This window comes from Spirosoma validum, assembly GCF_014699035.1.
Taxonomy (GTDB): domain Bacteria; phylum Bacteroidota; class Bacteroidia; order Cytophagales; family Spirosomataceae; genus Spirosoma; species Spirosoma validum.
The window spans coordinates 554,922-575,160 of record NZ_JACXAA010000003.1 but is presented as its reverse complement, the minus strand read 5'-3'; the positions used below and the strand labels follow the sequence as shown (position 1 = coordinate 575,160).

At 46.8% G+C, this 20,239-nt stretch carries 18 protein-coding genes; 10 read left to right on the top strand and 8 right to left on the bottom strand.

The features are described from left to right. Positions 1-56: 56 nt before the first annotated feature. From IC230_RS11135 to IC230_RS11120, 4 genes are all read left to right on the top strand, one after another. Positions 57-2,261: a M28 family peptidase gene (locus IC230_RS11135; RefSeq protein WP_191039061.1), complete on the top strand. Its 2,205-nt coding sequence runs from the start codon at positions 57-59 to the stop codon at positions 2,259-2,261. Positions 2,262-2,392: 131 nt separating this feature from the next. Then, on the top strand, positions 2,393-3,148 hold the full coding sequence (locus IC230_RS11130; protein ID WP_191039060.1) for an acyl-[acyl-carrier-protein] thioesterase: 756 nt from the start codon (positions 2,393-2,395) through the stop codon (positions 3,146-3,148). Positions 3,149-3,161: 13 nt separating this feature from the next. Then, complete coding sequence (locus tag IC230_RS11125; RefSeq protein ID WP_191039059.1) at positions 3,162-4,070, top strand: DUF1338 domain-containing protein; 909 nt, start codon at positions 3,162-3,164, stop codon at positions 4,068-4,070. Positions 4,071-4,157: 87 nt separating this feature from the next. Continuing rightward, positions 4,158-4,997, top strand: coding sequence for a sugar phosphate isomerase/epimerase family protein (locus IC230_RS11120; protein ID WP_191039058.1), 840 nt, complete (start codon positions 4,158-4,160; stop codon positions 4,995-4,997). A 70-nt stretch (positions 4,998-5,067) separates the two neighbouring features. Here the strand turns inward: IC230_RS11120 and IC230_RS11115 are convergent, their stop codons facing one another. The 6 genes from IC230_RS11115 to IC230_RS11090 form a co-directional block, all read right to left on the bottom strand. After that, positions 5,068-5,520, bottom strand: coding sequence for a hypothetical protein (locus IC230_RS11115; protein ID WP_191039057.1), 453 nt, complete (start codon positions 5,518-5,520; stop codon positions 5,068-5,070). A 126-nt stretch (positions 5,521-5,646) separates the two neighbouring features. Next, complete coding sequence (locus IC230_RS11110; RefSeq protein WP_317171784.1) at positions 5,647-6,768, bottom strand: aminotransferase class I/II-fold pyridoxal phosphate-dependent enzyme; 1,122 nt, start codon at positions 6,766-6,768, stop codon at positions 5,647-5,649. 29 nt (positions 6,769-6,797) lie between these two features. Next, positions 6,798-7,814 (bottom strand): dipeptide epimerase, encoded by a 1,017-nt coding sequence (locus IC230_RS11105; RefSeq protein ID WP_191039055.1) that lies wholly within the window; start codon positions 7,812-7,814, stop codon positions 6,798-6,800. A gap of 36 nt (positions 7,815-7,850) precedes the next feature. Then, entirely contained in the window at positions 7,851-8,504 is a 654-nt protein-coding gene (locus IC230_RS11100) for a response regulator transcription factor (RefSeq protein ID WP_191039054.1), read from the bottom strand. 109 nt (positions 8,505-8,613) lie between these two features. Continuing rightward, positions 8,614-9,420: a sensor histidine kinase gene (locus tag IC230_RS11095; RefSeq protein ID WP_191039053.1), complete on the bottom strand. Its 807-nt coding sequence runs from the start codon at positions 9,418-9,420 to the stop codon at positions 8,614-8,616. Positions 9,421-10,074: 654 nt separating this feature from the next. Next, positions 10,075-10,608 carry a hypothetical protein gene (locus IC230_RS11090; protein WP_191039052.1) on the bottom strand — a complete coding sequence of 178 codons (534 nt, stop codon included), beginning with the start codon at positions 10,606-10,608 and terminating at the stop codon, positions 10,075-10,077. A gap of 501 nt (positions 10,609-11,109) precedes the next feature. Between IC230_RS11090 and IC230_RS11085 the strand changes: the two genes are divergently transcribed. Further along, entirely contained in the window at positions 11,110-11,832 is a 723-nt protein-coding gene (locus IC230_RS11085) for a hypothetical protein (RefSeq protein WP_191039051.1), read from the top strand. A gap of 11 nt (positions 11,833-11,843) precedes the next feature. Continuing rightward, entirely contained in the window at positions 11,844-13,823 is a 1,980-nt protein-coding gene (locus IC230_RS11080) for a CHAT domain-containing protein (RefSeq protein ID WP_191039050.1), read from the top strand. A gap of 151 nt (positions 13,824-13,974) precedes the next feature. Here the strand turns inward: IC230_RS11080 and IC230_RS11075 are convergent, their stop codons facing one another. Continuing rightward, on the bottom strand, positions 13,975-15,093 hold the full coding sequence (locus IC230_RS11075) for a patatin-like phospholipase family protein (RefSeq protein ID WP_191039049.1): 1,119 nt from the start codon (positions 15,091-15,093) through the stop codon (positions 13,975-13,977). A 369-nt stretch (positions 15,094-15,462) separates the two neighbouring features. On the opposite strand from IC230_RS11075, the gene IC230_RS11070 reads away from it, so the two are divergent. Together IC230_RS11070 and IC230_RS11065 are read left to right on the top strand one after the other, a co-directional pair. After that, positions 15,463-16,200 carry a hypothetical protein gene (locus tag IC230_RS11070; protein ID WP_191039048.1) on the top strand — a complete coding sequence of 246 codons (738 nt, stop codon included), beginning with the start codon at positions 15,463-15,465 and terminating at the stop codon, positions 16,198-16,200. A 400-nt stretch (positions 16,201-16,600) separates the two neighbouring features. Continuing rightward, the gene (locus tag IC230_RS11065; RefSeq protein ID WP_191039047.1) at positions 16,601-17,152 is read left to right on the top strand and encodes a fasciclin domain-containing protein; all 552 of its coding nucleotides are present in this window, start codon (positions 16,601-16,603) and stop codon (positions 17,150-17,152) included. Between the two features lie 122 nt (positions 17,153-17,274). On the opposite strand, the gene IC230_RS11060 is transcribed toward IC230_RS11065, so the two are convergent. Continuing rightward, positions 17,275-18,123: an AraC family transcriptional regulator gene (locus IC230_RS11060; protein WP_191039046.1), complete on the bottom strand. Its 849-nt coding sequence runs from the start codon at positions 18,121-18,123 to the stop codon at positions 17,275-17,277. A gap of 157 nt (positions 18,124-18,280) precedes the next feature. Here IC230_RS11060 and msrA point away from each other — a divergent pair, with 157 nt between their 5' ends. Together msrA and IC230_RS11050 are read left to right on the top strand one after the other, a co-directional pair. Next, entirely contained in the window at positions 18,281-18,943 is a 663-nt protein-coding gene (gene msrA, locus IC230_RS11055; RefSeq protein WP_191039045.1) for a peptide-methionine (S)-S-oxide reductase MsrA, read from the top strand. 85 nt (positions 18,944-19,028) lie between these two features. Next, complete coding sequence (locus IC230_RS11050; protein ID WP_191039044.1) at positions 19,029-20,237, top strand: MFS transporter; 1,209 nt, start codon at positions 19,029-19,031, stop codon at positions 20,235-20,237. The last annotated feature ends 2 nt before the right edge of the window (positions 20,238-20,239 follow it).

The window sequence follows — 20,239 nt, the reverse complement described above, 5'->3', positions numbered from 1 at the left end:
TTTCCAGCTTTCCCATAGTAAATACCGATATTTGAGAATCATACAACCTGATTCTTATGCGATCTCTTCCTTTACTAAAAACGTCCGGCCGGGTTATTGCTTTAGCGCTAAGCGTAGTTGCCGCGCAGGCTCAGTCGAATACCCCTCCGAACTTAACGGGTTTTGTTCCGGCCCGCCAGGCTGCTCAGGTCAAGCTGGAGACTGATTTTAAGGCCAAACAATCTTCGGCAGCGTTTAAAAATCACCTCGAAAAACTAAGTAGCGTACCACACATTACGGGCTCGAAAGAAAATGAGCAGGTTCGTGACTACATTGCCGAAACCATGCGCAAAGCGGGCTGGCAGGTGGACATCTACCCACACGACGTATTGCTACCCAAAGGACCCGGCGACATTGCCGTCGAATTGGTCGAGCCGGTACGTCAGCCGTTGAATACCCGCGAGTTTCTATTCAAGGAAGACAAATACAGCAGCGACCCACGCCTGACGCCTGGCTACAATGCCTGGTCAGGATCTGGCGACGTAACAGCTGAAATCGTTTATGCGAACTACGGTCGAAAGGAAGATTTTGAGCAGCTGAAAGCCATGGGTATTTCGGTGAAGGACAAAATCGTGATAGCGCGCTACGGTGGCAATTTTCGAGGCTACAAAGCCCAGTTCGCACAGGCAAACGGTGCCATTGGCGTCATCATTTACACCGATCCGGCCGACAGCGGCTACATGCGTGGACTGACCTTCCCTGAAGGACCGTATTACAGCGAAAGTGTGATTCAGCGCGGCTCCTTAATCACAACGCCCTACACCGGCGATCCGCTTACGCCCGGCGAAGCAGCTCTGCCGATGGACGCCAAAAACACGCCCAAACGACTCGATCAGAATGCGGTTGGCATACACAAAATTCCGGTAACGCCCCTCCCCTACGGCTCAGCGACTGAAATTCTGAAACGCATGACTGGCGCGAAAGCAGTGCCGGCCGGCTGGCAGGGTGGTTTGCCGTATACGTACCGGCTCGAAGGCGGATCAGCCCTCAAAGTACGGCTGATGGTGAAGCAGGAAAAAACCATTCAGCGCATTTATCAGGTTGTCGGTACGTTGACCGGTGCCGAATTTCCCGACGAATGGATCATTGCGGGCTGCCACTATGATGCCTGGTCGTACGGCGCGACGGACCCGAACTCCGGAACCGCTATGTTGCTCAGCATGACCGAGTCAATGGGCAAATTGGCGAAAGCCGGACAACGCCCCCGTCGAACCATTAAAGTCTGTCATTGGGATGCTGAAGAACCGGGTGTAATTGGCTCGGCCGAATGGAGCGAACAGTTCCGGGATGAACTGAGCCAGAAAGCTGTGGCGTACATGAACTACGATGCGGCCGTCTCGGGTCGGACGTTTGGTGCCAGCGCGTCGCCGTCAATGAAAAAGCTGATTATTGAAGCCACGCAGTCCGTGCAATATCCAGACTCCAATAAAACGGTGTATCAACACTGGCTGGGTCATAAAGCCGCTGGCAACCCAACCCGCGTAACGGGCTCCTCAGCTCCGGCGATGGTAGCCGGCGAGCCAACGATTGGCAATCTTGGTGGTGGTTCAGACCATATTGCGCCGTATATGCACATCGGCATTCCGTCGCTAAGTGCAGGCACAGAGGGCCCAACCCTCTATCACTCCCAGTACGACGATCTGTATTTCTACGACAAATTCGCCGATCCGACCTATAAGATGGGACCGATGATGGAGCAGGTAGTCGGTACGATGACCCTCCGTCTCGCCAACGCCGATCTCGTCCCTTACGACGTAGTGCGTTACCCAGCCGATCTGGAAGTTCACCTGAAAGCCGCCGAAAAAGCGATTCAGACGTATGCACCAACGTACTCGATTTCACCCATTCTGAACGTAGTCGCTGATCTGAAAAAGAATGCAGACGCCTGTGAAATGGCTCGGCAGAATTACCTAAAAACGGGTCGGACGGATAAATTAGTGGAGTTGAATAAAGAACTACGCCTGCTGGAACGTTCGTTCATCGATCCAAAAGGCAATGCGTTTGGCGGTTGGTATAAATCGCTCTATGCCTCATCCGATCCAAACAGCGGTTATGCGTCCTGGATGCTGCCGGGTCTACTGTATGAAGCCTCACTGAAATCGACAGCTAACTTGCCCGACCTGGAAACCCGTTACAAAAAAGCTATTCAGACGCTGAGCGATAAGTTGCTTGCCCTTTCACAAGGCATGAGCGGTCCTTCGTCGGTTGGAAGTAGTAAATAGGACTTATTTTTGCAGAGGTACCACGGTCGGACGGACATTTCCGCTTTAGTCCGTATTTATGTTTCAAGGTCGGACTGAAGCGGAAACGTCCGTCCGACCGTGGTACCTTTAGTCCTTTTATTAGTTAGTATATGGCTTTTATTCAAACCGACACGTTTACGTTGCGGGGGTACGAGTGCGACGCTTTCGGACGATTGAGCATACCGGCGCTGATGAATTTCATGCAGGAATCAGCAAACCGAAACGCTATCGATTATGGCATTGGCATCGCTGATTTAGAACGCCAGGGATTTGGCTGGATGCTGATGCGCTTTCGACTCCAGATGCACCAATACCCCCGATATAGTCAAACGATCAGAGTCATTACGTATCCAACTGTTGTCGAGAAATTTTTCATCTATCGTGATTTTCGGGTAGAAGACGAAGCCGGAACTTTATTGGCTGATGCTACAAGCGTATGGCTCGTTTTTAGTATCGAGAAACGGGGGATGGTACCGCTACCTGATTTTATCAAAAAGTTGAATCCACCAACGGGTCTCGAGCCCTTACCGAAACTATCGGCCAAGCCCGATTTTCAAACGAACCCGTTTGTGCCCACTCAACAAAAAGACGTAGAAGTAGGTTGGCTCAGCATCGATCAGAATCAGCACGTCAACAACGTAGCGTATGTGCAATGGCTTCTCGAAGCAATCGATAAAGAAGTCCTCCAGACTAGTGAATTAATCCAAATTGATTTAGTTTACCGGACCGAAAGCCACTGGGGCGATACGCTTCAGGTGCAGTCAGCCTCTGAAGCCGCTGATACGTTCGTCCACCGAATTATTCAGCCTGAATCTGGCAAGGACGTACTGCTGGCTCGCACCCGGTGGACAAGCGTACATTCCTGAACGAACTGAACGTATGATAAAATCATCGCCTACCCAAACTCTGGATGCCGTACTGGACGGCCTTATGCGCCGGTACAGCGAGCGCGTTCCTGATGTGCAGAAGGTCTTCAACACCATGATTTCAGAAGGCATTATTACCTCGCCGAATGAGATCGAGAATGATCACATTGCCTTCCGGACGATGGGCGTGCCTAACCTCGGTATCGCATCGTTTGAGAAGATTTTCCTGCATTATGGTTACGAGAAGCGAGATGAATACAACTTCATTGAGAAGAAACTAACGGCCTACTGGTATAGCCCCCCAGAACCGCATTATCCCCGCATTTTTGCCAGTGAACTACGCGTCCATGAACTGTCGGACGAAGCGCAACGTATCATTCACCGCTATACCGACACGGTTAAGAGCGACCCAGTCGATGCGCTGGATCTGGATGACGCTGAAGCCGTTGATCGTTTCCTGCACCAGCCCCTCTGGACCACGCCGACACTAACCGATTACCAAACTTTGCTGAAAGGAAGCGAGTACGCAGCCTGGGTAATTTACAACCGCTATTACCTGAATCACTTTACGATCAGCGTGCATAATCTGAAAGCAGGTTATAATACCATCGAAGAATTCGTCGCCTTTCTGGAAAGTCAGGGTTTACGGCTCAATTCAGCGGGCGGGACGATCAAAGTCAGCCCAGATGGCGATTTGCGGCAAGCGTCAACGGTAGCGCAGATGATCGACGCCGAATTTGCTGGTGGAGAGTTATTTCGTATTGCTGGGTCATACGTCGAGTTTGCCGAACGGCGCATATTGCCTCAATTCCGAAACCTGCCTGCCGATCAGGTAACCCGCCAGCATCGACGCGAAGGATTTGAGACCGGTAACGCCGATAAGATTTTCGAAAGTACGTTCACAACACAAACGGGTAGATAACGTGCCATTCGTCGTTTGTGGTCATAGTCAGCAGGTAACACATCAGCGCCCAACCGATAAACTCACCCCACTTCCAATCTTGACATTATGAAGACAAACGCTACACTTCTTCTCGTCGGAATGCTGGTATCCAGTCTGGCTACGTTGGCCCAGAAAGCAGCACCCGTAGGTCTGGGACTCTATAGTTTTCGGAATCAGTTTGCGAAAGATGTTCCGGGTACGATGGCGAAGGTAAAACAGATGGGTTTTCGGGAAGTCGAAATTGCTGGAACATACGGCCTGAGTGCGGCTGACTTTCGGAAAGTACTGGATCAGAACAATATTAAAGCCGTCAGCGTCGGAGCCAGTTTTGAAGATCTGGACAATAACGTACCGAAGGTACTGGCCGAAGCCAAAGCGCTGGGTGCCAAATACGTTGCCTGTTTCTGGATTCCCCACGGTAGCGATGCATTTACGCTGTTTGATGCTGATCGGGCCGTCGATGTCTTCAACACGGCAGGTAAGTTGCTGGCCGACAATGGCGTTACGCTCTGTTACCATACCCACGGGTATGAATTTCAGACGTATAAGGACGGTACATTCTTCGATTATCTAGCCGAAAACCTGGAACCCAAATTCGTCAATTTTGAGATGGACATTTTCTGGGTAAAAGCGCCTGGTTATGACCCCGTTGCTTTGTTGCAGAAATACCCGAAACGCTTTCCGCTGATGCATCTAAAAGATCGCAAGCCCGGCACACCGGATTCGAATACGGGACATTCGGATGTCGAATCGAACGTAACGCTGGGACAGGGCGACGTAGGTGTAGCGGCAATTATAAAACAGGCAAAAAAGTCGGGGGTAAAGCACTATTTTATCGAAGACGAGTCATCCCGCTCCGTAGAGCAAATGCCTGGTAGTCTGGCTTTTTTAGTAGGGTTAAAGTGAAAATATTCGCTCATAAGCAGAACAGCTCGCTTTTTACGAAAAGCGAGCTGTTCTGCTTATGATAGTTCGCTTATTTTTTACCTTTTAACACGGTCCGATTAGCTATCGTAGTACCGCTGGCAGGCTGAGTGATGTCAATACCAATAGTTGTCCCATCAGCCGTGCCAATCTTGGTTCCGCTATATAGCATGTCATAGCTGCTCCCGTTTTGCTGGAGTGTCACAGGTATAGGGTTATTAAATTCATAAACTGCATACGTAGTCGAAGTAGGACTCGTGGCCACTGCAGCTCTGGCCGTTAAATTGACACTATTAGCATCTGTTCGAACGGCTGTTATTACTCCCGTAGCCGTTGTTGGCGGTGTAGTTACCGTAATCTCTTTATATCCTGTTGCATCCGTTATACCGATCAACGTCATTTGATACGTTCCGGCTACGGTTGCTCCAGCGTCCGGTGCAGCTTCTTCATTTTTCTTACAGGCGACAAAGGTTAATGCGATAAAAAGGCAGAGGAGATATTTCATGAGTCAGTAAATTAGAGAGGTGACTACGCAAAAATAGAAGAAAACATACGTCCAATTAGTAACTCACCGAGGAAGAAAATAATGAAATGCAGTTTCTACCGAATCTCCTGCGAGACAACGTAGTAACTAACGCCGGGCAGACTCATGAAACGTAGCTGTATACGTATTGACTTTCTCGCCTAGGCATTCAATATCGGCGAGTTCGTGAAACGCGCTGATAACGATACGTGTATTGGCTCGGTCAGCGGCTGTCGGATAGGCAAAGGAATAAACGAGTATGCCGTTTTCAAGCAGATATGGATATAAATCGTCATGCTCGGTGAAGAAAACGGGATAACCCGTTGCATGACGAAACAACCCCGTTGGCAGCAGTAATCTTTCAGCGAGCGCTATGTTCTGAGCAAGTCGTTCGTATCCGTCAGCATATAAGGCATCAGCCCTCAAATAGACATCTAAGCAGGCGGGTGGCATGGGCGAACAGGCCCCAAAAAAAGCCGTCTGACGTACCGACACCAATGTATCGCGATCGCCTAAAATAACGCCACCTGGCATTCCCATCGCCTTAGCCAGCGAAGCCGTAACCAGCAATCGGATCGGTCCGCCAGCGCGATTCGGCTTACAGGTAATCTGCGGCCAAATACCCCGTCCTTCATTCAATATACCAAGGCCATGCGAATCGTCGACAATAAGTGTAATGGGTAATTCATCGGGCAAATCATTTACCCAGTCGAAGTTGTAGTATTCGGAGCGGACAGCCTCGATCGAATTGACCAGGATCGCAACCGGTCCCGGTTTATCGCCGGTTGTCGATACACTACGTACCTGATTGGTTATCTGCGCCGACCAGTCCGCGAAGGAAAGCTTCGGCAACGTAACAACTGGTTGGTGCCACAAAGCCGGATGTGCATTTGGACCGTAAATGAACGTAGCGTTTTGACTGCGAAGCCAGTTGACAATAACCTGCCCCGCCATCATGCCCGACGAAAGCGTCAGCGCAGTTGGCGCTCCAACGCTAGTAGCCAGTTTTGCTTCAGACTCTTCATAAATACTAAGCCGTAGATTCCCATTTCGCGAACTGCCGAAAACGGTGCCATATTGACCAATAGCTTCCGTCATTAATTGCTGAAAAGCCGGATGCTGTGGCAAACCGAGATAAGCCGTTCCACTAAAGAAAAGGTATTCCTTTCCATCGTGCTTTACCGTTCGATTCGGCAGGTGATTGATCTCGAAAATTTCATTCGTTCGCACTGGCCGATGGTCTTGATTCCCTCGTTCGTTCATATCGACAATTCGGCTCCAGTACCGTTCTCGGTAGCATAAATAACTTTACCATAGTCGAACGTAACACCCGTTGCCGGATCGTTGGCAATGAGCATCGCTCCATCTAAGTCGGCGTAATCAAGCAACGGAAGCAATTGGGCGATGGCTGAAATACCGACGCTGGACTCCGTCATGCAACCCACCATGACCTGTAGACCCAACTCACGAGCACGAGCGATCATACGCCGGGCGGGCGTAAGTCCACCGCATTTTGTCAATTTGATATTGACGCCATGAAAATACCCTGCACACCTGTCTACATCAGCTTCAACGATGCAACTTTCGTCGGCAATAATGGGTAAGGCCGATTGTTCGTATACATGTTTAGTACTTTCCCAATCGTCGGCAGGAAGTGGCTGTTCAATAAATTCGACACCTAATTGGGCCAATACCTTTGATTTAGTAATTGTCTCCGTTGCTGTCCAGCCACAGTTGGCATCGACCCGAAACACAGCATCTGTATACTGACGTAGCGTCTGAACCAGATGAATGTCTTCATCCGGACGACCTAGTTTTATTTTATAGAGCGGCCAGGGACGTTCCTGCATCTTTTCGACCATCCGTTCGGGCGTATCCAGTCCAATGGTATAATCGGTGAAGGGGCTGTCGGCCGGGTCAAGATTCCAGAGCTTGTAAAGCGGTTGTTCCTGTCGTTTAGCCCATAAATCCCAGGCAGCCTGGTCGAGCGCACAGAGCGCAAACGGGTTGTTCGCCAGATGCGGTTGCATATCAGCCCAAAACAGTTCGGGATCAGTGAGATCATAGCCTTCGATACGTAGTCGAATGGCTTCGAGCGAATCCATCATGCCCTCGATCGTGATTCCATAATACCGAGTTGCTGTAGCCTCACCGAAACCCCGATACTCACCATCCCGCAATTCGACAATAAGCGTCGGCTGCACATCGCGGCTATCGTGAGCAATGGTAAACGTATGGGTTAAGCGAAGATCAACCGGGTGAAGAAACAGCTGCATTTGTCCATATTTTCGACAAAGATAGCAGCCGTTTAGTCAATCGTGTAGTTTGATCAGTCCTAAACGTAAGGCTTCAAGCACCATACCGGTACGGCTTTTCACGTTCAATTTCTGGAAAAGTACTTCGCGATACCCATCAATCGTTCGTGGAGAGAGACACATGATATCGGCAATGGCGACATAGGTTAATTCGCTTCTGGCTAGTTGAAGAAATTTGATTTCGCGCTCGTTCAACTGAGGTATCGCTATATCGGATGTCGATTCGCCAGGCTTCAGATTACGAATCAGTTTATTAGTCAGGAACTCGGAATAATGAAAGCCTTTCTTACTGACGTCATCCAGTGCCAATTTAAACTCCGATGGTCGACACCCTTTCAACAAGTAGCCCCGAACACCCAGTCGAACCATGCGGGCTACTTGCTCCTCCTTGTCAAACATGGAAAGAGCAATTATTTTTACGTCAGGGTGATTCCGTTGAATGTACTGAGCAACTTCAAAGCCATCCATTTCTGGCATGTTCAAATCCAGGACAATTAAATCCGGAATCTGTTTACGCTTTAAATGCGTCACTAATTCGAGCCCGTTTTCTGCTACGAACAGCACGTTATAACCTTCATATTTTTGAACCAGATCAGACAAAGCCTGTGCCAGAAGGACATGATCATCAACAATAGCAACGGATGTGAACATTAGAGGAGAGGATAGCCTTTTACAGGCTGTAAATTAACTAGTTAGCTCTCCTTTATCAATACTGTTAGTCAAGTATTTTTTTTAAATCAGTTTATGAGGATTTTATTTTTCAGGTTTGCTTATTAGGTATCTTAATTTCTATACATGTACCTGAATTGGGTTGCGCATTGATGGCACACGTTCCGCCCAGCAATTTGGCACGCTGATACAAATTGTTAACACCTGACCCGGATGCACCGGCCTGTCGACTGGTAGCCTCCGTTAAGTCAAAGCCTTTGCCATCGTCAGCAATGGTTAGAATAAACTTATCGGGTTGATAATCGATCGTAACGGTGAGTATTTTCGCACGAGCATGCTTAATTGCGTTATTGAGTGATTCCTGAGCCATTCGGAACAAAATAATTTCGGACTCATCACTCAGCTCGTAGGACTTCCCCTGCACGTCTAGCTGCGTCTGAAAGCGTCGGGTCTGGCCAATACGCTCTAATTCAAGCGACAGGCTTTCACGCAAACCAAACCGCCGAACCGTGCCACTATCAAGCGTCTTGGCCAATTGCCTCACGGCTTGTATCGTACTGTCAATGGTCTGAATCATTCGGCGCACAGCCACTTGATGCGACGACTCGGTCAAATCGTCATCGAGACCATTCAGCTGTAATATGGCCACCGAAAGCATTTGCCCTATATTGTCGTGCAACTCTTGTCCAACGTATTCGAGGGTTTGGTTCTGTGTTTCGATTTGGGACTGAAGGAGTTCGCGCTGGTATGTTTCACGCATAACTTCACGCTCCTGACGAAATTGAGCCTGACGTCGTTGGAAGAGGAAAGAGAAAATGATTATAAATAGGATCAATAGAAACAGAACGATCGTAAAAGCCACAAAAGAAACAATGATTTCCTGTGTTACGCTTCCCATATCATTTTATGCTAATGATCTTTGTTTACTCAACAATGCTATTAATAAAAAAATGTAGAGGGTAAAATTAGCTCCAATACGGACGTACTGAAAAAGCAACATGAAATGTCGTCCGCGATTGTTTATAAAGTTAAAAGCGCTGAAATTAAACATCGTAACTATTGAAAATAACAAGAACCCAGTACTTACCCAAAACAAAGGAAAATCAGTGAAGGGATGCATTTGATCAAAGTTTAATAATTCACGCAACCATATCAAGCACAATATGATAATAAATATATTACTTAAGGTACGTAGTAAACTTGGATAAATGGTTATTAATTCATGTATATTCTGCCATGTAATTATTAAAGCTACAACAATTAATATGACTATACTTGCTTGAATACTTATATGAAATCTTGAAAGCTCTACGTAAAATATCTTGCTAATCAATATATACTGAATTGGAATAAAAAAGTAAGAAGTAATAAAATTACTATTGATTGTCTTAATTAAGTAGTAAGACACCCCTTCGTTAAAAACAGTAATAATCAACAGGGCGAAAATCCAACGGCTGCTTATAGCTAACTTCCGAAAACGTACAGCCCCAGCCAGCATAGCCAGGGCCATAATTGTAAAGTGAACGATGCGATACCAAGGCATAGTGAATAACTATTGTTCTAACCTGTCACATGGATTACATGGATTAATTTCATCCAATACTTGAGGATTAGCACCCACTTTAATTGTTTTGGCCTGCCGATCCCCAGCAGCTAGTACTAATGTATATTTTCCGTCAGGCTTTAGACCAGGATGGATCAGCAAATAAGTGGCCTTATTTCCAGAAGAATCAAGTGTATCATTTACCAAAGTCCGAATGTGATCAGCATTAATACGAAATTTAGTGAATGTTAAAAAATTCTTCAAACCACCAATCATACCTAGATTACTCAGATTAGCTAAAAATGATCTATAGCCGTCAGCCCTTTGCTTTCCATCAGGTAATAAATCTATAAAAGTGCCAGTGCCTGGCTCTGGTGCTAACCCTTCAAATAAAGCCAAATCTTTTGAAATTACTAGGCTTTCTTGTAATCCATTTTTCACCCGAGCTAAGTCCTCTTTAGAAAGGTCAAAAAAAGGCTCTCTATCGTTTTTAAGCAATGATAGCAACGTTTCCGCAGCAAATTCTAAATCTGATTGTGTCATGGCAGTAAATAGTTCATGATTAGAAAGGAAACTTAGGTAGAACAATTATTTAGAACAACATCAGGATAATCAGCAACAACATACCCGATACCTAATATCTTGACTACCAAAAGTATAAACTTAAAAAATTGTTATAAATACCGTATTTTCCCCGTCTTAGGACCGTCCTTCTCCCATCCCAAAATCACGTCAATTACCCCTACCCAGCTTCATTTTCATAAGCCAACTTTGTCTTGTCCATTCTATCCATCTCCACGCTCGTCACCTTCTAAAGGTCAGTACCGCCGGGCAGATACCCGGCGGTCTGTTTTTACAAGATTATTTGGCCGATTTGCCAACGGTACGGTATTGTCAGTCTTTATCCAGAAGTTACGGAGGCCTGTTCAATGATACGTTGGCTAATACCGCTTAGTCAATAACTTCTGATTTACTGCCGCTAAGACTCATTAAACAGTATTATTACCACGCTTAAATCAATTCAACCTTTAACCAAAACTATTCATGGGTCTTGCAGCACAATTCGAAACCATTATCGAGCGACAACTTAATGTTCACGCAGCCTGGGTACCTGTTACTACGCCTTACAAACTCGGTGATTACGGGCTGATCTCGGATGGTGTATTCCAAAAATTGGGAAATATCAAAGACGAGTTTAATGTTTCGTTTACCGAGGGAACTGGAGAAGATGCCACACTGAGTTTCGTCTCAGATAATACCATTGTTGTTGATACCAGTGCAGGCGCTGAGGTCACTGTGAGCCCGGAGAGCGACATAAAAGCGAACATCACGTACAAGTTTCAGAACGATAAGTCTTTCCTGGTTAAAGCGCCTATCATTAACGTATCGGTTATTGAAAATGTCAACCAGGTGGCTCAACAATTGAAGAAGGTTGATGCCTGGCGTAGGGTCTACAAGGTTGTTTTTCAGGTCTACGTAGCGCAAAACCCGTTAATTCTGTCTACTGTTACGGGTGACACAGACGTCACGATAGGTGGCTCAGGGAGCGCATTACCACAATTTAACATTGGCAACGCGTCAGCCAGCTTTAGTTTGAAAACGACGAAAGAACTTGGCTTGAATATCAGTGGCAAAACGGGTGTTATCGCGCTCGGCCTGTTTAAGTTAAGCCTGATCGGTGGAAACGTAAGTTTTCTGGGAGCAGAAGAAAATGATAACGTAGAGCCTGAAAATCTTAACGAGAAAAGCTTAGCCGACGATATTTAACGGTACGTACCATGACTGATCAAAGCCAGCCGGTGTACCCGACTGGCAGTAGCTCTGTTGCCGTTGAGTTACTGCGGACGGGTACACCGTATAACCAGAACCTATCGCCGAGCCTTACCTATCTGGCTTTATGTGGAGATAATCCCCCTGCTGACTTCCAGATAAAACTAGAGCAGTTTTCATTCAATCGGTACCTCCGACTCCTCCGTTATAATGCCCGGAATGGCGATATGTCTATTCAACAGGCAAGGAGTGAACTTCAGGCTATTATCACGAGAATATTTGACGATATACCGGCTTTACAGGAAGCAGAATTTCGTCAAATTAAAGGATGGCTTCATCTGCGTCTGGTTATGACGCCCCTTGAGTTGACGATGCTCCCCTTCGAACTTGTTCTTACACCAAAGAATTTTCAGGATGCCAGCAATAGCTCATCGCTCCTAAACGCAGAACGTTTTACGACAATTACACGGGAGGTCCGTCAGGTAACGCCGAAAAAATACACATGGCCAGCTAAAGCCCGAATTCTGTTTGTGTGGGCGGCCCCCGAAAATACAGTTCCGGCCAGCGAACATTTAGAGAGACTAAAATCCGCCATTTTACCCTGGGTTTGCCCTGATAAAAATAACCCTGAACCGGAAGCCGATTATAGTCCACTGCTGACCGAATTACCCGAAGCCAGTTTATCTAAACTTCAGGCGGCTATTCAAGAGGCTGTCAATCAGAACTTTCCATACACGCACGTCCATATTCTGGCTCATGGTACGCCCATCGATGACCCGGATACGGGACCGCGATTCGCGCTGGCTTTACATCTGGATAAAAAACGAAATGATTTTTCAGATCGAAAGACTGATGCTGTAGATGGAGACAGGTTGGCAGCAGCCCTACTATTGAATCAAGGTAACCACACGAACTTTCCGGCTGTGGTCACAATTGCCGCCTGCGATTCTGGTAACGAAGGCACCAATTTAGTACCCGGAGGCAGTTTAGCGCAGGTGTTACACCAGTCGGGCGTACCTTACGTACTAGCTTCTCAGTTTCCCCTGTCAAAAACAGGGTCGATTCGATTGGTTGAAGACTTCTATCCGAGGCTTTTACAGGGTGAAGACCCACGTATGGCACTTTATTTTTCCCGAGAGGCTGTAGTCCAGCCAGACATTCACGATTGGGCGAGTTTAATAGCCTATGCCCGGTTCCCTGACGATTTTGACCAACAGCTTAAAGACGTACAACTCAAAGCAGCTTTTAATCTCCTGAAAGTCGCCAATAGCTGGTCCGACTACCTGCTGGAGACTGTAAATCCAGAGAATACTACTTATAACCTGGTGGAAGAGCGGCTTAACGGTGCCATTACTAAACTAGAAAATCTCCTCGACCAGAATAAAAGTATCGCCTATAATGCAGTCCGTATGGCTGAACATTATGGGCTATTGGGCAGTGCTTATAAACGCCTATCCGAACATCGTTACAGACAGACTCTTAATTCTGAAGACTCTAAGGGTGAACTGTTTCTACAGTCGAAAGACGCCTTACAGAAAGCCAGAAATTATTACCAGCAGGGCCATGACCTACTGCTTACGAACCACTGGACTGGCGTACAGTATCTATCGCTAGCAGCCGTCCTTGCAGAAACCCTTGAGGATGAATTTGAGCGTTGGTCGGCCACTAAGTTTGCGGCAGAAAATGACTTACAACAAACTACCGGCGAGAATCGTATCTGGGCGCTTGGTAGTTTGGCTGAACTGTATTTGCTAAAGCCCTTCATCGCATCGGCGAATGAACTGGCGACAAAAAAGGCCGTTGAAAAAGCCGGGGATTATTTAGATGAGCTGAATGCGTCAGGGTATGCCTTCGCTAAAGAATCGACTGCCCGGCAACTAGAGCGATACGTTACGTGGTGGCCAAACGCCTTTACGTCAGAGCGATTAAATCGAATAAGAGAACTAGCCAAACAACTCTTAGACCATTTGCCTCCGCCAGAAAATTAGCCTTGAACGCGCTGGCGTTACTAGTTTGGTTGCCGCTGAAAGCTACCCAAGCCTTCAGAATAAGTCTCTCGTTTATAACGAGTTAATTTTTCAAAAGAAACCCGCAAAACAACGGGTTTCTTTTATTTTACCAGGTAAATTCAGCATAAGGTCACGATAGAAAATTCGCAAAATGCGTTTTCTCTACTTTTTGTTCTGCTACTGCTTTTCCTACTTCCTGTAATTCATTGATATAATCAACCGAGTCCATTTTCTGGACATGCTCCGGTTCGACCTGGAGTAATCCCAAATCGTCCAGACCGCGCCGGGATAAATTGGCGTTATAACGTACGTAGGAGAATAATTTTTTGTCGGTTGGGCCCTTTACGTCACACATGTTGCCTACTTCCTGGTCAAGTTCATCACCGTGCAGGCATTTCCCAAACACCCGGCATAAAAAGTCCTGCTCATTGGAAGCCGCATACATCAACGCCGACGGAATAGACGTAGCGTTATAGATCAAGTTCATTTCATCAGGCGCTAAATTAGCATTGGCATTAGCGGCCGACCCGGTCCCAACCGATACGATCAACATGTTATCCTCACCCGTAGGCCATTGCAGAGCATACGGTTCGACCGTGGCCATCAGGAAAAGCTGAAAGGCAGGATTGTTATACATCGTTACGCCACCGTCGACGAAAATGAAGTTGTTCGCGCCAACCTGAATGCTTTCGGGTGGGAAATAGGTCGGAGCGGCTGTGCTGGCACGGACCAGTTGCCACAGAGGAAATTTAAGATTGCTATCACTCCGAGTCATTGCATTGTATTTTGCCTTTGGATTGTTAGAAACTGGCCAGGGCGAATCTGTTGTGGCATTCCGCATAACCAACAGCAACAGCGTTTTCAGCTTTCCGTCGCCCAGAGTGGTATCTTTTCCAATGACTTCCTTCAGTTTATCCGTTAATTTCTCTTTTTCATAGGTATACCGAAATCGTTTCAGCAAACTAGCCTTGTCGAACATGGCGGAGCCGCTTTCCTGATAAAATTTCCGGATAGCATCGACTCGCATGCCTAATGACAGACAGGTCGCAATGATGGCTCCTGTACTGGTTCCAGCTATGTAGTCGAAATAATCAGCCAAAACGAACGTATCATCACGATCCAAATCCTTCTGTAACAGGCTTTCGATCTTGGCCAGAATTTCAATTGTGATAGTGCCCCGGATACCACCTCCGTCAAGGGCTAATAATTTGCGTGGACCCGTTTTTTCGAGTTTTTGCTGAATAGACATGGTTATGTAAGAGAGCTATAAGTAAGTCGTTCCAATACGTATGGACTTTTGATCAATCCAATCTTGTAGAACGGAGCGAAGCTATTCAATCTTAAATAGAGATCAGATACCGATGAATAAATAACAATCCGAATAGTACGTCTGCAGCAGTTAAAATCCTGTTGAAAAATTGAAGACAACTTCTACTAAAAAGGAGTTATTGAGAAAGACTACCGTCTCTATAGCCATTGGCTTATCGCTACGTTCGGTTAACAATTGGGTATAAAAAACGTATTCTTAGTAGTAACTATCCTTATGGCATGTGCGAAAAAGAAGCCTCACTTCAGCCAGTTAAAAAGCCAACAGACTGATTCTGTATCACTCACTCCTATGGAAATCCGAAAAATCGTTTCATCTGATCTAAAAACTGGCCCCGGATATAGTACACCGGTTATCTCAAATGCCCAAAAGTTTATCATTCCAGTACCAGCTTTTAAGCAGGATGGAGAATTACTGGTTTATCCCAAAGATCATCCCAATGCGGGCCAGTCAATAGTCGATTATCAGGGCAAGCCAATCGGTGATCGAGGCATAATTTTTTATAATGCTAAAGATGAAACCTGGCAGGCAGCCGCCGGAGATGGGAACGATGTAATCATCATCAACGAAGTTACCCAGGAGCAGGCGGAAAAACTTTATGAGGAAATTGAGAAAATAGGGGCAAACCTGGATGAGCTTACGCTAAACGAACTAAAGCAGATCATGACCTTTGCGCAGGAAGACCTGAAGCTGGACGACATGTACAATTCGACGCGCGCATTCGTCAAGAAAAAAATGACTTCCGTTTCTACCGATCAAACCACAGAAAAGCGGGAAAATAAAGAGGACGTATACGGCTTTAAAAAGCGTGATGATCGTGATATAAATCAGGCAATTTATATACCCGGCGAGTTTACATTTGAAGGACCGGCAGTAAGCCCTCAAAAGTTCAAAAACGGCGGTATTATTATTGAACAGGGTGGAAAAATGCGCGGTATTCAACCGGACATTTTTACGCGTACTTATAAATTTCCAGACGGTCGTTCTATTCAATCTGCTTCTGAAGAGATACAATCACAACCTCATTAGTTTAGTGTCTAAAAAGACACGTTCTCACTATTCTAACCCCCTTCAGTACGTCATATCAACTTAATTGTTAAGGATAATTTTACCAATAAACCGTACAGCCATAATTCGCATTACTACAGGTATAGGCCAACGGTAATGTCACTGTTTTCTTTATCCTCTTCTCTATAACTTTCTGAAAAATTACCTTCCCTAGGTTGTAAATGGGCACTCCGTTCTACAGGAATTCTTAAGTAATTTCTCCAAAGAAATATCTATTGAAATTACTACTGATCAAGCACTTACAAATTAATTTCAATAAAAATAAATCCAAATACCACAGCTACCGCGTAAGTCTTTCTGTTGTCGACTAACACTAGTAATCATTCAGTACACAGTTTCACGAATCCAAAAAGACAACAACATGAAGACGCTCAAATTTGCATTTGCTATAACTACGTTACTGGCTTTAAGTCAGGTTTCGTTTGCCCAGGAAAAGACCGTTACTGTCGGGGGTGCTCCGATGTATCCATCGAAGAATATCGTTGAGAATGCTGTCAATTCCAAAGACCACACTACGTTGGTTGCAGCTGTAAAAGCCGCTGGCCTGGTTGAAACACTCTCGGGACCGGGTCCTTTCACAGTATTCGCTCCTACGAACAAAGCCTTTGATAAACTGCCAAAAGGAACAGTTGAAACGCTCGTGAAACCCGAAAACAAACAAACGCTCACGGGGATTCTGACCTACCACGTAGTGTCGGGTAAAATGAGCGCTGCCGATCTAATGAAAGCCATAACAGACGGTGGTGGTAAAGCCACGCTGAAAACAGTCGCCGGTGGCACGTTGACAGCCATGCAGAAAGGTAAGAAAATCGAATTGACCGATGCTAAAGGTGGTACGGCCACGGTCACTATCCCCGATGTGAATCAGTCGAACGGCGTGATTCACGTAATAGATACAGTTTTGATGCCGTAGATTCCGATTCTATCCTGAATGAAAAATCCTCGTAGCAATTACGGGGATTTTTGGTTTTCAGCGAGTAGATACGTAGCGGAATTTATCGATACACGGGAAGGTTCTCGTTGACTATGTAATTCCTATCCTGCTAACGCTTTTCGGTACGTGCTGGGCGTCTGCCCCGTTACGCTTCGGAATGTCTTATTGAAATGAGACAGGTTATTGAATCCCACGGCAAAACCTACATCTGCGACCGTTCGGGCAGAGTGCAGCAACCGTCTGGCCTGATTGACGCGATATTCATTCACAAAGTCGGTGTAGGTTTGCCGGGTCATGCGCTTGAAATATCGACAAAACGCCGGAACCGTCATGCTGGCCAGGTCGGCAACAGCGTGAATGTCTACCGGATCGGCGAAATGCTGCTCAACGTACTGGCAAATTCGGTTGATACGTTCCTGCTCTTTCGGATTCAGACCAAAGCGAACACCGTCATTATGAAGTGGACTAACATCATACGCATCGGCCAGTTGTTGAAGCACACGTAATAAAGTCAAAAAGCGCTCAAATGACGTCTGTGTGGAGAGTCGAGCTAATAGTGGCCCGACTTTTTGTTTGGTAGCATCGCCAAAAGTCAATCCTGTGTGGGCTCGCTCAAACAGGCGCCAGACCGTTTTTAATTCCGGCTTTTGTAAAAACGGTTCCCCCATAAAATCCTCGCGCATCTGTACCACAATTTCTTCATAATCGCCCTGTTTACCATAGCTGTAATTAAGATGCGGCAGATTTGGGCCAATAAACACCAGTTCACCGGCTTCGTAGCGTGATACGTTGGTCCCAATACGTCGCTGCCCCTCACCCGATGGGATATAAACAATCTCGTACTCGGGATGATAATGCCAGTATACCCCGCAGGAATCGACCTCGGTATGGTGAATAACCCGAAAGGAACTTCCTGCTTCGGGCTCTATCTTTTCAAATTGAAGTTTCATAAGAAGGGAGGAGGGAGAAAAAGGGAAGAGCGGGAGGAAAGAAATTAATTACAGGTAATTTTCGCGTGTCTCCATTCTCCTTTATTCCTCATATTCTGGGAAACCGCAAACGCTTTTTAAACGTTTATATACGAACGAAATACTCTTGACAAAACGAATGAAACGAATACACATAATGATGATGAGTCTGCTGCTACTGGCAGGCTGCGCACAGGGGCAATCGAAAGATTATGCTCCCGCCAAACTTCCCGCTGTAAAACCCGGCGAAGCCGTTGCTACGTTTGCCGGAGGCTGTTTCTGGGCTCTGGAAGAAGGTATGAACCAATTGAAAGGCGTTCGGGAGGTGATTTCAGGCTATGCGGGTGGTACAGTTAAAAATCCAACCTATGAGCAAGTGGGCACGGATCGGACGGGTCATGCTGAATCGGTGCAGGTCTACTACGACCCGAAAGTCATTAGCTATTCGCAATTGCTGGACGCTTTTTTTGCCGGTCATGATCCCACGACGTTGAACCGTCAGGGACCCGACGTCGGGCGCGATTATCGGTCAGTAGCCTTTTACCGTACACCCGAAGAAAAAGCGGAAATTCAGGCGGCTATCAAACGTACCAACGAGTCGAAGCATTATGCTAACCCTGTTGTTACGGAGGTAACGCCCCTCACGGTGTTTTACCCAGCTGAAAACTACCACCAGAATTATTTCGCCCTGAATCCTGATCAGCCTTATATCCGGAGTGTATCTCTCCCAAAGGTTGAAAAGTTACGAAAAGCCATGGCTGGGCACCTCAAAAATAATACGTCGTTAACAATGAATGAATAGATTGTTAACCCAAAGGGTTAATGGAGCATTGGTAACGGATAATAGATTGTAAAAATAGCCGGTCATGACCGGCTATTTTTGTGGTATGAATACAACTATTGACAGTAATAAATTTCATCCAAACGTGTTCGTGCAAAATCTGCTGACATTTTTCCTGAATCGGCAGGCACTGGCCGTTGGTTTGGTGTTCGCATCTGACAGTCTGCTCTTTGGCAGCTGGGTTGCGCACATTCCACACATTAAGGAGAAGCTCCATCTCTCCGACGCTGACCTGGGCATGACGCTTTTTGCCATGCCGATTGGTCTTCTGATTATGAACCCGTTGACAGGCTGGATCATCGCTAAACTCGGCGAAGCGCGGGCCTGCTTCTGGTCGGCGATAGCGCTGACACTGGCAATCTGCATTCCGATCAATGCGCCCAATACGACCGTAATGGCATTTGGGCTCTTTCTGGTTGGCCTGGCCAGTGCGCTTATCAATGTGGCGATGAATACGACGGCTACTAACGTGGAACGCACACAGGGTATCTCGATCATGTCTTCCTGCCATGGTATGTGGAGCTTAGGTGGTCTGCTTGGATCGGGGATCGCTGGGGCCGTCATTGCTTTTCACGTATCACCTTCGATGCACATGGCCGTTATGGCGGGCTTGGTCTTACTCATTACGTTCCTACTGCAACCGATGCTAAGCGCGATTCCGTCGAGCAGTCGAACCGAATCGGGTGAGAAAGCCGGATCATCGTTCGTACTGCCCAATCTGGACTTATCGATCATGATCTTTATTGGTTTGGCAGTGGCTATGGGCGAAGGCGCTGCCCTCGACTGGAGCGCAGTGTACTTACGCGAGACACTCGGTGCCAGCAGTCAGATTGCAGCGTTGGGCTTTGGTGCTTTCTCGCTAACAATGACTAGTCTGCGCTTTGTTGGAGATGCGGTTCTGCCTAAAATCGGGGCGAAACGCTGGCTTCAGATCGGTGGATTAGTCGGTGCCTTAGGACTGTTAGTTGCTATTTTTCTGCCCTATCCACCAACCGCACTAATCGGTTTTGCGCTGCTCGGCGTAGGTTGCTCGCTCGGTGCGCCCATTCTATATAGTGCCTCGATGCGTGTTCCTGGTATTCCGCCGGCCGCCGGATTAGCGACGTTCGCTACGTTCAGCTTCATTGGTTTTCTGGCGGGTCCACCCGTCATTGGTTTCGTCGCGGAATCGTTTGGTCTGTACTACGGATTATGTCTGGTCGCAGTTATGCTGCTTCTGTCAGCGGCTCTTTCGCGCATTGTCAAGCTGTTTTAAAC

Excerpts from the sequence above, each read along its gene's own strand:
- IC230_RS11135 (WP_191039061.1), top strand. The coding sequence starts at position 57 with ATGCGATCTCTTCCTTTACTAAAAACGTCCGGCCGGGTTATTGCTTTA.
- IC230_RS11130 (WP_191039060.1), top strand. The coding sequence starts at position 2,393 with ATGGCTTTTATTCAAACCGACACGTTTACGTTGCGGGGGTACGAGTGC.
- IC230_RS11125 (WP_191039059.1), top strand. The coding sequence starts at position 3,162 with ATGATAAAATCATCGCCTACCCAAACTCTGGATGCCGTACTGGACGGC.
- IC230_RS11120 (WP_191039058.1), top strand. The coding sequence starts at position 4,158 with ATGAAGACAAACGCTACACTTCTTCTCGTCGGAATGCTGGTATCCAGT.
- IC230_RS11115 (WP_191039057.1), bottom strand. The coding sequence starts at position 5,520 with ATGAAATATCTCCTCTGCCTTTTTATCGCATTAACCTTTGTCGCCTGT.
- IC230_RS11105 (WP_191039055.1), bottom strand. The coding sequence starts at position 7,814 with ATGCAGCTGTTTCTTCACCCGGTTGATCTTCGCTTAACCCATACGTTT.
- IC230_RS11100 (WP_191039054.1), bottom strand. The coding sequence starts at position 8,504 with ATGTTCACATCCGTTGCTATTGTTGATGATCATGTCCTTCTGGCACAG.
- IC230_RS11095 (WP_191039053.1), bottom strand. The coding sequence starts at position 9,420 with ATGGGAAGCGTAACACAGGAAATCATTGTTTCTTTTGTGGCTTTTACG.
- IC230_RS11090 (WP_191039052.1), bottom strand. The coding sequence starts at position 10,608 with ATGACACAATCAGATTTAGAATTTGCTGCGGAAACGTTGCTATCATTG.
- IC230_RS11085 (WP_191039051.1), top strand. The coding sequence starts at position 11,110 with ATGGGTCTTGCAGCACAATTCGAAACCATTATCGAGCGACAACTTAAT.
- IC230_RS11080 (WP_191039050.1), top strand. The coding sequence starts at position 11,844 with ATGACTGATCAAAGCCAGCCGGTGTACCCGACTGGCAGTAGCTCTGTT.
- IC230_RS11075 (WP_191039049.1), bottom strand. The coding sequence starts at position 15,093 with ATGTCTATTCAGCAAAAACTCGAAAAAACGGGTCCACGCAAATTATTA.
- IC230_RS11070 (WP_191039048.1), top strand. The coding sequence starts at position 15,463 with ATGGAAATCCGAAAAATCGTTTCATCTGATCTAAAAACTGGCCCCGGA.
- IC230_RS11065 (WP_191039047.1), top strand. The coding sequence starts at position 16,601 with ATGAAGACGCTCAAATTTGCATTTGCTATAACTACGTTACTGGCTTTA.
- IC230_RS11060 (WP_191039046.1), bottom strand. The coding sequence starts at position 18,123 with ATGAAACTTCAATTTGAAAAGATAGAGCCCGAAGCAGGAAGTTCCTTT.
- msrA (WP_191039045.1), top strand. The coding sequence starts at position 18,281 with ATGAAACGAATACACATAATGATGATGAGTCTGCTGCTACTGGCAGGC.
- IC230_RS11050 (WP_191039044.1), top strand. The coding sequence starts at position 19,029 with ATGAATACAACTATTGACAGTAATAAATTTCATCCAAACGTGTTCGTG.